Raw genomic sequence first — 12,011 nt, 5'->3', positions numbered from 1 at the left:
CGGCGTGACCGCCGTGTCCCGGACGATCGCCAGCGCCCACGGCGCCTCGCTGACCGCCCGGCTCACCGCGACCGCGCGCAAGACGCTGGCCCGCAAGGGCAAGCTGACGGTCAAGCTGACCGCCACGTTCACCCCCAAGGGGTCGAGCACGGCCCAGCGCGTCACCAAGACGGTGACGATCAAGACCAAGAAGAAGTAGGACCCGCCGCGACGAGCGGAGTCCCGCTGCCCCCGGCGCCTCAAGGCGCCGGGGGCGGTGGGTCATGCGCCGCCGAGGTCGAGCTCCATGAGCACGTCGACCATGGCCTGGCCGAACTGGACGACGGGCCGCTCGTCGGTGACGGCGAAGCCGAGCGACGCGTAGAGGCGGCGAGCGTCGGCCAGGGCGTCGACGGTCCAGAGCGACAGCCGCGAGAAGCCGGCGTCTCGCGCGTAGGCCACGCACCGCTGCGCCAGCGCGCGGCCGATGCCGTGGCCGCGGTGACCGGGCAGGACCAGCAGCGCACGCAGCTTGGCGACGCCCTCGTCGTCGCCCCGCGCGCAGAGGACGCACCCGACGCGCTCGCCGGTCCGCGCATCCACGGCGATCCACCCGGCGAGGGGCGCCGCGGCGACGATCCCGGCGACCTGCCGCTCGAACGTGGCGTCCCATCCGTGCTCGCGCGCGTAGACCTCGCCGTGACGCGCGACGATCCACGGGCCGTCCGCGTCGCCGGCCTCGCGCAGCGCGAACGCGGTCACGCGGGCCTCAGACGGTGATCGCCTTGGGGGCCTGGCCGAGGCGGCGGCGCTCCTCCTCGAGGACCGCGTTGGCCTGCTCGGTGCCGACGTAGGGCAGCAGCAGCGCGAAGATCAGCTCGGGCAGCAGCGCAGGAAGCTCCTCGTAGCGCCCGGAGACGACCCGTGCGTAGATGACCTCGTAGATCCCGCCGACGAGCGTCTCGGCGACGACCGGCCCGGGCCTGCGGCTCTTGGGCAGCTCGGCCGCGGCGGCCTCGTCGATCATCGTGGCCAGCGCGCGCATGATCCCGTTGCGGCGCTCGATCGCGGCGGGGCCGGCGGCGAGCGCCTCGACGATGCACATGTCGGCGAACGCGGGCTCGGCCGCGATGAAGTCCAGCAGCGCCCGCAGGCCCTCGCGCGCCCGGTCGATCGGCCCGTCGGCGCTGCCGTAGGCGGCGCTGACCTTGGCCAGCAACTGCTGGGCGACCTCGTCGTAGGCCGCCAGGAACACGTCCTGCTTGCCGCGGTAGTTGTCGTAGAACGTGCGTCGCGACACGCCCGAGGCCACCACGATGTCCTCGACGCTCATCGCGGCGTAGCCGGCGCCGCTGCAGACGTCGGCGACCGCGGCCAGGATCCGGTGACGCTGGTTCTCGACGACGAACTGCCGCGGCAGGCCGTGCCGGCCGGCCGGCAGCTGGTGGGGCTCGCGTGTCCGCTTCTTCTTGGGCTTGGACTCGGCCACATGGGAAACATAGCTGTTCCACGGGCCGTTGTCTCCTTCCGGGATACGTTGGCGTTTCTCATCGGATAGGGTGAAGCTCGGATGCGCGCGCCGCTCGCCGCCCTGTCGGTCCTGTCAGCAGCCGCCCTGGCGGCGGCGGGCTGCGGCTCGTCCGCGGGCCCGGGCGTCGCGTCGCGGACCGCCGAGGGCGCCGCGGCGGCGCGACCGCCGGCGGTCAGCGTCCTGGGCACCAGCGTCGTGCTCGACGCCGCCCGGGCGCGGCTCGCGCTGGCGCTGCGTCAGCCCGAGGGCGTCGACCCGCCGCTGGCGCGGGTGGCGACGCTCGACCTGCCCGAGGGCGTGCGCTGGCGCGGGGGCGACGCTCCGTCGTGCGCGCGGGCGACGCTGGCCCGGACGGGCGTCGCAGGCTGCCCGCGGGCGGCCGTCATCGGTCGCGGCACCGCGGTGGCGGCGGCCGACACCGCGACGACCCGCGGCGCGATCACGGTCGTCAACGGCGGCGCGGACCACGTGCTGCTGGCCACCGTCGTCCGCCATCCGGCCTACGTCAAGACGGTGATCGACGGTCGCGTCGGGGCGGGGCCCGGGGGCCGTCTGCGCCTCACGCTGGCGTTTCCCGCCGGCCTGCAGACCGTCGCCGGCCTGCCGCTGGGCCTGGAGCGGCTGGCGGTGGTGCTCGATCGCGGACGGGCGCTACGGGTGGCGCCCTGCCCGGCACGGCCGTGGGCGTACGCGGCGAGCGTCCGCTTCGTGGACGGCGCGGCGGTCGCCGCCCGCGGCCGCGTCACCTGCCGCGGCTGAGCTGGCGGCACCACGGACGTTTCTCAAATGGCGTCGCACGGGCATCGCCGCGGCGCGTGTGGCCCGTCGCAGAGCCAAATCGCGGTGCCGCGGGAAACGTGCACGTGTCCCGATTGACAACGACCGAACGCCGTGGGTGGATGGCGTCATGTCGCTTGACATGGGCACGCATGCGCAGCAGGTGCGCGAGCGGGTGACGGCCTTGTTGGCCGCCGCCGAGCGGGACCCGGCGCGAGCGCGGCGCGCGGTGGCGCGGCTGCGGCGCGGCGAGGGGCGGCTGTACGCCGAGCTGCACGCGTTGGTCGCCGCCGGCGCGACGGCCGGAGCGGGGACGCTGCGCCCGATGGATCGCGGCGCGGCCGCCTGGGCGCTGGACGGCGTGCTGGAGGCCGTCGAGGTCCGGCTCGGCGCGCGGCCGCGACCGCGGTTGGCCGATCTCGCCGCGCCGGCGACGGCGATGCTGCTGCTGCCCTACGCGCCGCTGGGCGCGGTCGCCGCGGCGATCCGCCGCGCCGACTTCAGCGCGGCGGCCGCGCCGAGGACCGGCGCCAGCGCCAGCGCGGCGAGCGTCGGCGCGAGCTCGGGCAGCGTGGCGGCGGCGCCGCGCCGGACGCGGTCGGCGCACAGCTCCCACGCGCCGGCCGCGACGGCCTCGGAGACCACGTCGATGGTGGCCAGCCCGGCGCGCTCGTAGCCGTGGGCGATGGTCGCGGCGATCGTGGCGATCGCCTCGCGCTGGAAGGCGGCGCCGGCGGCGCCGGCGGCCGGCGCGTCGACGAGCGCGACCTTCGCGAAGGTCGTCTCCTCGGACAGGAACTCCAGCAGCGCGCGCAGGCCGGACGCGACGCCGTCCGCCCAGTCGGCCTCGGCCATCGTCGCCGGAAGCGCCGCGGCCAGCGCGCCGCGGCCGCCGGCGAGCATGGTGGCGGCGAAGGCCTCGTCCAACGAGGAGAAGTGCTGGTAGAACGCCTTGGACGACACCTCGGCGACCGGCGTCAGCGTGCGGATCGTCAGCGCGTCCAGGCCGCGCTCGGCGACGACGGTCGCCACCGCGTCGAGGATGCGGTCGCTCTGGGAGTGCTCGACGAACGCGCGCGGCTCCGAGCGCGGGCCGGGGCGCAGGCGGCGCGTGCCCTCCGGGCCGACCGGGACCAGCGACCCCGGAGCGCGGCCGCGGCGCCGCGACGGCCCGGTGGCGCCGGCGGGCAGCGGCGCGTCCAGCAGGTCGGCGTAGCCGTTGGCCCAGGTCGCCAGCGCGCTCGCGGTCCTGGGCAGCGTCGCCTCGGTGCCGGTGAGGATCGCGTCCAGCGCCGCGCGGGCCGCGGCGCCGAGCACGGCGCGCGCGACGTCCGGCCGGCCGCCGACGAGCGCGACGACCGCGTCGGCGGCGCGATCGCGATGCGCCACCGCCGCCGCGCCGCCCGCCGCGGACTCCAGCAGCAGCACGCGTGTCCCGATCGGATGCTGGGCGGCCAGGCGCGGCAGGCCGTCGGCCAGCAGCCGCAGCCGCGCGGCCGGCGTGGCGGCCGCGTCGCCGGCGACCGCGCGCGCCTGCGCGGTCGCGTTGTCGGCCAGGAACGCGACGGCCGCGACGAAGCACGTCTCCTTGTTGGGGAAGCGCGCGTAGAACGTCTGGCTGGAGATCCCCGTCGCGCCGATCAGGTCCCGCGCGGTCATCGCCCGGTACCCCTTCGCGGCGGCCGTCGCCACCGCCGCCTTCAACAGCGCGCGTGTCGTCTCGTCGTTCGGGGGCGTCGGCGCGGGCGGCAAGGAGGCGGTGCGTGATCGGGCCAGCGGGCTCACGGGCGGAACACTAAGAGCCCTGCATTCTCCTCTGTCAAGGCGATTGACGAGATGGGAAGCGCAGTGTTTGATAACGGGGTGGCGGCACACACGCACGTTTGCCGTCTGGCGCCGGCCGACGCGGACCGACTGCGACGCGCTCACATCGCCTTGACCTACGTGTCGCTGCTGGCCGAGCGCGACGGCGCGGAGCCGGGCGTCGCGGCGCTGGTGGAGCGGGCCGGGGTCTCGCGCAAGCTGCTCTATCGGCTGTTCGGCGGCCTCGGCGCGGTGCGGGAGGAGGCCGCGGCGATCCTCGTGGCGCGCATGACCGACCGCGCGCGCCGCGTCGCGGCACGGCACGACGCCCCGGGCGAGCGGGCCGTCGCGGTGGCGGCGGCGCTCGAGGACCTCGCGGCGCGCCATCCCGTGGAGGCGCGGGTCTGCGTGTCCGCGGCGTTCGTCGAGGCGATCCCGGTCCTGGTCGAGCTCACGATCGCCGGCGGCCGGCCCGCGGTCGAGCCCGACCCCGTGCGCCGCGCGCTGTTGGCCCGTTCGCCCGCGCCGGGCGAGCTGCTGCGCCACGCCGGTCGTTCGGCCGACGATCGCGTCGGCGAGCAGGGCCGTCGTGTCCTGTCCGCGCTGGACGCCGCGCCGGGCGCGACCGGGGCGGAACTGCAGCGGGCGCTCGGGCATCGCCACGCGTCGCAGACGTCGCGGCTGCTGCGGCGCCTGGAGGCCCTCGGCCTGGTCGTCGCGCTTCCGGGAGCGCACGGGGCGCGGCGGTGGCGACGCAGCCGGGACGGGTTCGAGCACGACGCTTGACAAGAATAGAAACCATAATGTTTGATCCTGTCCGGAAACACCGGCGGTGTCCCGATCCTCCCCGCCGGGCGTCGAACAGGAGCGAGCATGGACCGCAAGAAGCGGCCGTATCGCGGCGGCCACGCGCGGCCGGCCGTCGAGCAGCACCGCGAGCGGCTGGTCGCCGCGATGACCGTCCTGGCCGCCGAGCGCGGTTGGCAGCGGGTCGCGGTCGGCGACGTCTGCGCGCAGGCGCGGGTCAGCCGGGCCAAGTTCTATGAGCTGTTCGACGACCGCGAGGACTGCTTCGTCGCGGCCGTCGAGACGGCGGCGACCGCGCTCAGCCGCGCCGTGGCCCGCGCGGTGTGCGGGGCGCCATCGGGATGGCGCGACCGGGTGGCCTCCGCGCTGTCGGAGCTGTTGATGGCCTTGGACGCGGACCGGCACCGCGCCTGGGTCGCGGTCGTCGAGGCGCCCAACGGCGGGGCGGCGGCGCGCGAGCGGCGCGCCGCGGCGCTGGCGCCGCTGGTCGCGCTGATCGACGAGGTCGCCGACGACGCGGTCGTCGCCACCGGCGCGGGCGCGGTCGGCGCCGTGCTGGAGCTGGTCCACCGCCATCTCACCGGCGAGGACCCCGAGCCTCCGCTGACGACGCTCGTCGCGCCGGCGGTGTTCCTCGCGCTGGCGCCGCACACAGGGCGCGGGGCGGCGCTGCGCACGGCGCGGGCGTACGCGGAGCGGGCGGCGTCGGAGCGCGCCGAGGCGCTGGAGGGGTCGGGGCCGGAGGAGGCCGCGGCGGCGGCGTCCTCGCTCTCGGCCGCCGCCGGCGCGGCCGAGGCCGCCGACCTCCACGTGACCGAGCTGACAGAGAGCACGCTCGTGTTCCTCGCTCGCCACCCCGGGGCGTGCAACACCGAGGTCGCCGCGGGCGTGGCGGTCGCGCACGAGAGCCAGATCAGCCGCCACCTCGCGCGGCTGGAGCGCGCCGGCGCCGCGCGACGCGCCCGCAGCGGCCGGTCCAACGCCTGGGAGCTGACCGAGGTGGGCCGCCGGCTCGTGGATCGGCTGGTGGCCCTTGACACGAAGAGAAAACATGGTGTTTGATTACTCCAGGAACGCGGTTGTGTCGGGAACACCCCGGCCGCGCGGCGGAGGGGAGATACCAGGCGAACCCGCCGACCGGCGGGCCTCTCGGTCGACGGCGTTCCACGGGGCCTGGCCCGACGACACGAGGAGCGACACATGTTGTTGAACAAGTTGGCCGGCCGCATGTCGAAGGCGATGGCGGTGGCCTGCCTGATGGGCGCGCTGGGCGCCGCGACCGCGAGCGCGACGCCGGTGCCGGCCACGTTCTCGTCCAACGGGAACGTGAGCGAGAGCAACACCTCCGCCAACCCGCTGAAGTGGTACGTCGACGGGGTGTACACGGGCTCGTGCACGCCGAACCTGCAGGGCGCGGGCTTCCTCTACAACGGCACCCACGGCATCGGCGGCACGGTGGGCAGCTGCCTCGGCAACACGCCCCCACTCTGGTTCCAGCTCACGCAGAACGCCTGGAAGGACGACGGCGCCTACTCGCTCATCTGGAGCGCGCAGTTCGTCGGCTTCCCGGGCTACACGGTCATGAGCCCGACGTTCACCACGACGTGGACCAACGGCTCCGGCTCCACCCCGTCGACCATCTCCTTCAACAACGTCGTGGTGGGCACGAGCACCAACGGCCACGTCATCTCCATGAGCGGCGTGCTGAACGTGACCCGGCTCGACGGCAGCTTGCTGACGCTGTCCTAGTGGGCACGGGGCCGCCGCGTGCCCGTGCGCGGCGGCCTTTGCGTGGTTGCCCTTGACAAAGATAGAAACCGTCATGTTTGATAGCGCACCAGAAACGTCGGCGTGTCCCCAAAGGGCGCGTCGCCCATGTGAGGAGAGAGGGTTGCTGGGTCGAACGATTCGAATCTCGGCGTTGGCGCTGGCCACCGCCGGGCTGACCGCGCCAGGCGTGGCCGGCGCGGCGGGAACGCTGCCCGACGGCCGCGTCTACGAGCGCGTCACGCCGAACGAGCTGGACGGGCAGGCGTTCGGCAGTGCGCAAGGCATTGCCAACGACCTGATCCAGTGGGACTACATCGGACCTCATGCGCCGGCGCAGGCGGGCACGGGCGTGGTCTACCGCTCCACGCGCACGGCGTCCGGATGGACGTTCAAGGCGTTGAACACGCCCCCGAGCCCCCGCGCGCTGGACCTGACGCCCTCGCCGACCTACAACCGCGCGCTGACCGCGTTCTGGTGGCGGGCCGAGGCGCTGAGCAACCCCACGGACGGAGACTTCTGGCGCAGCTCGTTGGACGGGCCGCCGCACCGGGTCGGGCTCGCCGCGGTCGGCGGCGTGTTCGTCGACGGAGGCGTCGCCTACGCCGTGTCGGACGACGGCCGCTCTGCCGCGTTCCAGACCGGGACGCGGCTCGTGCCGGAGGACACCCACGTGGACACGAACCCGCCCTACACCAACGGCTCGGAGGTCTACGTCTACGACGAGCACGACCAGCCGAGGATGGTCGGCGTTCGCAACGACGGGACGCTCATCGACACCTGTGGAGCATGGGTCCCGAACTGGCAGGGCGAGGCGGCGCGGTTCCTGGCCTCCGGCGACCTCAGCACGCTGTTCTTCCTCAGCCGCTCCTGCGACGGGCCCGCGCACCTCTACGCGCGGCGCGACCTCACCCGCACGGTCGACGTGTCGCCGTCGCGCCGTTCCACGCCGGACCCCGCCGGCCCGCAGGCGCGGACCTTCGTGCAGGGCACCCCGGACGGGGACAAGGTGCTGTTCGAGACCGCTGAGCAGCTCGTCGACGACGACACCAACAGCCACGTCGACCTGTACCAGTACGACCTCCGCCACGACACGCTGACCTGGGTCACCGACGACGCGAGCGCGGACTACCGAGGGGTGGTCCGGGCGGCCGACGACCAGTCGCTCGTCTACTTCGTCGTGACCGGCCCGTTCGACGGCCGCGGCGCGGTCGGTCGGCCCAACCTGTTCGTCCGCACCGCGGCAGGCGCCACCCGTCTGGTGACCACCCTCGACGACTCGGACTCCGAGGTGTGGACCTCGCGCGAGTGGGGCCGCCAGGCCGAGGCCACGCCCGACGGACGGCGTCTCGTCTTCGCCTCGCGAGCCGCGCTGGTGGCGTCGGACACCGATCAGAAGATCGACCTGTACGGGTACGACGCCCCGACCGACACCCTCAAGAAGCTGTCGGCGGGCAACGGCGACTTCGACGTCCTCGGCGCGTTCTCCACCCATCGCGTCGGCGAGTCGCACTACCTCTCCGACGATGGCGAGTACGGGCTGTTCTCCACCAACGAGCCACTCGACGTCCACGACGGCAACGACGCGGGCGACGTCTATCGGTGGCGCTGGAGCGACAACAGCACGGCGCTGGTGTCCGCCGGCTACGGCGGCCAGAACCCGTGGTTCATCCCGGCGGCCGTTCCGATCGGGGTGTCGCCGGACGGCAAGGACCTGTTCATCCAGACCACCGTCCCGATCGATGACTCCGACACCAACGGGCAATGGGACATCTACGACGCCCGACTCGATGGCGGGTTCCCGCGCGAGACCCCGAGGCCGTCCTGCGACGGTGACGAGTGCCAGGGTCGCGCGACGGCGCCGCCGGCGTCCCAGTCGCCGGCCACGTCGCGGGCGGGTGGCCCGGGTGACGGGCCCGCGCCGACCCGTGCCACCGTCAGCGTCGGCGCGCTGTCGCAGGCCGCGCTGCGGACGGCGGCCCGGACGGGCCGGCTGACCATCAAGGCCAAGGTGAACGTGCCGGGCACGGTGACCGCGAGCGCCCGCGCGACGCTCGACGGGGGCAGCCGGTCGGTCGCGCGGACCTCGCGTCGGCTCGCACGGGCGGGGCAGGCCCAGCTCGTCCTGGCCCTGAGCCGCCAGGCACGGACGGCCTTGCGGCGCAAGGGTCGCCTTGCGCTGGCCGTGGACGTGCGGCTCTCCGCGGCCCCGAAGAGCAAGACGCTGCGCGTGACGCTCACCCGGCCGCGGAGCGGAGGAGCGCGATGACGCGCGGTCACAACACCACGGAGAGGACATCGACCATGTTCACCACGTCGCGCATCGCGCAGCTCGCCGGTCGCCGACTCGCGCTCGGGCTGTTCGCGCTCGGCCTGCTGATCGCCCTGGCGGCCGGACAGAGCACCGCCCGTGCCGACTTCGGCTTCGCGCCGGGGTCGGTCCACGCGGACGCCTACGACGCCAACGGCGGGTTCGACACCCGTGCCGGAGCGCATCCGTTCGCCGCCTCGACGCAGTTCACGTTCAACACGGTCTACGACTCCAACGGACGCGAGGTCCCGGACGAGCAGCTCAAGGACATCGAGGCGGACCTGCCGGTCGGCTTCCTCGGTGACCCGCAGGCGGGCCCGACGTGCCCGTACACGATGCTCCTCACCCCCAACACGTGCCCGCCCAGCAGCCAGGTCGGCAAGGTCGAGCTCGACTGGGACGCGCTGCTGGGCCAGCGAGAGACGTGGACGTTCCCGCTCTACAACATGGAGCCGTCCAACGGCCATGTCGCGGAGCTCGCGTTCAAGACGAGCTACACCCAGAGCGTGCTCGTGGCCAGCGTGCGGCCGGACGACGGCGGCATTCGCATCCGGACCTCCAACGTGTCCCAGGCCGCGCGGGTCTATGGCCTGAAGGTGACGCTGTGGGGCGTGCCGGGCGACGATGCCCACAAGCCTGAGCGCGGCGGGGCGTGCACGCCGACCCTCGGTTGCGATTACGGGCTGTGGGGCGGGCCCGCGCCGTTCAGCACCAACGTTCGTCCCTTCGTCACCAACCCCGCCACCTGCGACGGTCGCGCCAAGACGACGTTCCGCGCCCGCTCCTGGCAGCACCCCGACCGCTGGGTCTCCGCCACCGCGGTCGCGCAGGCCGACCCGGTCGGCTGCGAGCACGTCGACTTCGACCCGTCGGTCCGGGCGCAGCCCGGCACCACGGAGCCCGATTCCCCGACGGGGCTGACGGTCGACCTCGGGCTGCGGCAGACCGATGGTCCGACGGAGCTCACGACGTCGCCGATGCGCGACGCGGTGATCACGTTCCCGGAGGGGCTGACGATCAACCCGTCGTCGGCCGACGGCCTCGAGGCGTGCACCGACGAGCAGTTGGCGCCGACGTCCGAGGCGCCGCCGGCCTGCCCGGAGGCGTCGATGGTCGCCACCGCGACGGTCGACACGCCCGTGCTGGCCAAGCCGTTGGAGGGCGCGGTCTACGTCGGCCGGCAGACGCCGGATCAGCTGCTGCGGCTGTTCTTGGTGTTGAACGGCCAGGGCGTCCTGGTGAAGATCCCGGGCAAGGTCGACCTCGACCCGGCGACGGGGCGGATGACCGCCACCTTCCAGCGCAACCCCCAGCTGCCGTTCACGAACCTGCGACTGCGGTTCAAGTCGGGATCCCGCGCGCCGCTGGCGACGCCGTTGGAGTGCGGTCCCAAGGTGGTGCAGGCGCGGTTGACGCCGTGGAGCGGTGGCGCGGCGGCGTCGTTGACCGACCGCTTCACGATCGCGTGCCCGGCGACGCCGCCCGGCTTCGCGCCGCGCGTGACGGCGGGCACGACCGAGTCGGCCGGCGGGGCGTCTTCGCCGTTGATCATCACCATCGAGCGCGCCGACGGCGAGCAGTACGTCGACGGCGTGACGGTGTCGCTGCCGACCGGCCTGCTCGGACGGCTGCGCGGCGTGCCGGTGTGCGCCGAGGGCCTTGCGGCGTCCGGCGCCTGCCCGGCGGGCACGCGCGTCGGGTCGGCGACGATCGGCTCGGGCGCGGGCGCGCCCTTCTTCCTGCGTGATCAGCCGGTCTACCTGGCCGGTCCGTACAAGGGGGCGCCGTACTCGCTGGCCGTCGCCGCCCGCGTGATCGCCGGGCCGCTGGACCTGGGCACCGTCGTGGTGCGGCAGGGGATCCACATCGATCCGATCGACGCGCACGTGACGGTGGTCTCCGATCCGCTGCCGACGATCGTCAAGGGCATCCCGCTGCGGCTGCGCAGCATCCGGATCGCGATGGACCGGCCCGGGTTCATGGTCAACCCGACGTCCTGCGCGGCGAAGCGCATCACCGGGAGCGTCGCGTCGACCGGCGGCCGGAGCGTCGCGCTCGACGTGCCGTTCCAGGCCGCCGACTGCGCGGGCCTGGCCTTGACGCCGAAGTTGTCCATGTCGCTCTCCGGCAAGGGGCAGACCCGCGACGGCGCGCATCCGGCGCTGAGCGCGACGCTGACCCAGCCGGTCGGGGGCCAGGCCAACCTCAAGCGGGTCAAGGTGACGCTGCCCGCGTCGCTGGCGCTCGATCCCGAGCAGGCGCAGTCCGACGCGTTGTGCTCGTTCGCGGAGGGCTCCAAGACCATTCCCAACTGCCCGGCGAGCAGCGTGGTGGGGCGGGCGACGGCGGTGACGCCGATCCTCGACGAGCCGCTCACGGGGCCGGTGTACTTCGTCAAGAACCAGCGCATCGATCCCAAGACGGGGCGGGCGAAGGCGACGTTGCCGAAGCTGGCGATCCCGTTGGTGGGGCAGAACGGGGTGCGGCTGACGTTGACGGCGACCAGCGACGTGGATGACGACGGGCGTCTGGTGACGACGTTCGACAAGATCCCCGACGCGGCGGTGTCGTCGTTCAAGTTGGACATCAACGGTGGCAAGAAGGGGATCTTGGTCGTCACCGGTGGGTCCAAGACCGACATCTGCGCCGCGTCGCAGGTGACCGAGCAGGAGATCGACGGCCAGAACAACAAGGCCGCCGACGCCGACGTCTACCTCCAGACGCCGTCCTGCCTGCTGAAGGTGCTGTCCAAGAAGGTCGGCGCGCGCTCGGTGGCCGTGAAGGTCGGCGGCCTGGGCGCGGGCAAGGTGACGGTCTCCGGCCCGGGTGTGAGGAAGACCACCAAGACGATCGCCAAGTCCACGGTGGCGACGATCACCGCCAAGCGCACCAAGGGGGCGGTCGGCAAGGTCACCGTGACCTTCGACCCCGCCGGCCCGGCCAAGGCCAAGAAGACCAGCAAGTAGGACGCGAAGCGGTGAAGGTCCGCGGGCGCCCAGCACGGCGCCCGCGGGCCTTCGCCAATGTTGAGAACAC

At 73.8% G+C, this 12,011-nt stretch carries 10 protein-coding genes; 7 read left to right on the top strand and 3 right to left on the bottom strand.

Annotated features, from left to right (window positions below; genetic code table 11):
- Window positions 1–199 (top strand): hypothetical protein (locus tag VFG42_RS24290; protein WP_324911425.1); only part of this gene is annotated, 199 nt, incomplete at its 5' end.
- A 62-nt stretch (window positions 200–261) separates the two neighbouring features.
- Here the strand turns inward: VFG42_RS24290 and VFG42_RS24285 are convergent.
- Entirely contained in the window at window positions 262–741 is a 480-nt protein-coding gene (locus VFG42_RS24285) for a GNAT family N-acetyltransferase (protein ID WP_324911423.1), read from the bottom strand.
- 7 nt (window positions 742–748) lie between these two features.
- The gene (locus tag VFG42_RS24280; RefSeq protein WP_324911422.1) at window positions 749–1,468 is read right to left on the bottom strand and encodes a TetR/AcrR family transcriptional regulator; all 720 of its coding nucleotides are present in this window, start codon (window positions 1,466–1,468) and stop codon (window positions 749–751) included.
- A gap of 81 nt (window positions 1,469–1,549) precedes the next feature.
- Between VFG42_RS24280 and VFG42_RS24275 the strand changes: the two genes are divergently transcribed.
- Window positions 1,550–2,269 carry a hypothetical protein gene (locus VFG42_RS24275; RefSeq protein WP_324911421.1) on the top strand — a complete coding sequence of 240 codons (720 nt, stop codon included), beginning with the start codon at window positions 1,550–1,552 and terminating at the stop codon, window positions 2,267–2,269.
- Window positions 2,270–2,740: 471 nt separating this feature from the next.
- On the opposite strand, the gene VFG42_RS24270 is transcribed toward VFG42_RS24275, so the two are convergent.
- Window positions 2,741–4,072, bottom strand: a complete 1,332-nt coding sequence (locus VFG42_RS24270; RefSeq protein ID WP_324911420.1) for a TetR/AcrR family transcriptional regulator — start codon at window positions 4,070–4,072, stop codon at window positions 2,741–2,743.
- A 159-nt stretch (window positions 4,073–4,231) separates the two neighbouring features.
- Here VFG42_RS24270 and VFG42_RS24265 point away from each other — a divergent pair, with 159 nt between their 5' ends.
- The 5 genes from VFG42_RS24265 to VFG42_RS24245 all read left to right on the top strand — a co-directional run bounded on the left by VFG42_RS24265 (window position 4,232) and on the right by VFG42_RS24245 (window position 11,941).
- Window positions 4,232–4,876 carry a helix-turn-helix domain-containing protein gene (locus VFG42_RS24265; RefSeq protein WP_324911428.1) on the top strand — a complete coding sequence of 215 codons (645 nt, stop codon included), beginning with the start codon at window positions 4,232–4,234 and terminating at the stop codon, window positions 4,874–4,876.
- Window positions 4,877–4,963: 87 nt separating this feature from the next.
- Window positions 4,964–5,959, top strand: coding sequence for a TetR/AcrR family transcriptional regulator (locus VFG42_RS24260; RefSeq protein ID WP_324911419.1), 996 nt, complete (start codon window positions 4,964–4,966; stop codon window positions 5,957–5,959).
- Window positions 5,960–6,097: 138 nt separating this feature from the next.
- Window positions 6,098–6,646 (top strand): hypothetical protein, encoded by a 549-nt coding sequence (locus VFG42_RS24255; protein WP_324911418.1) that lies wholly within the window; start codon window positions 6,098–6,100, stop codon window positions 6,644–6,646.
- 172 nt (window positions 6,647–6,818) lie between these two features.
- Window positions 6,819–8,933: a hypothetical protein gene (locus VFG42_RS24250; RefSeq protein WP_324911417.1), complete on the top strand. Its 2,115-nt coding sequence runs from the start codon at window positions 6,819–6,821 to the stop codon at window positions 8,931–8,933.
- A 35-nt stretch (window positions 8,934–8,968) separates the two neighbouring features.
- Complete coding sequence (locus tag VFG42_RS24245) at window positions 8,969–11,941, top strand: hypothetical protein (RefSeq protein WP_324911416.1); 2,973 nt, start codon at window positions 8,969–8,971, stop codon at window positions 11,939–11,941.
- Window positions 11,942–12,011 lie beyond the last annotated feature (70 nt).

This window comes from Baekduia sp., assembly GCF_035685985.1.
Taxonomy (GTDB): Bacteria; Actinomycetota; Thermoleophilia; order Solirubrobacterales; family Solirubrobacteraceae; genus Baekduia.
Note: the sequence above shows the minus strand (reverse complement) of the source record. Positions and strands in the feature narration are given on the sequence as shown.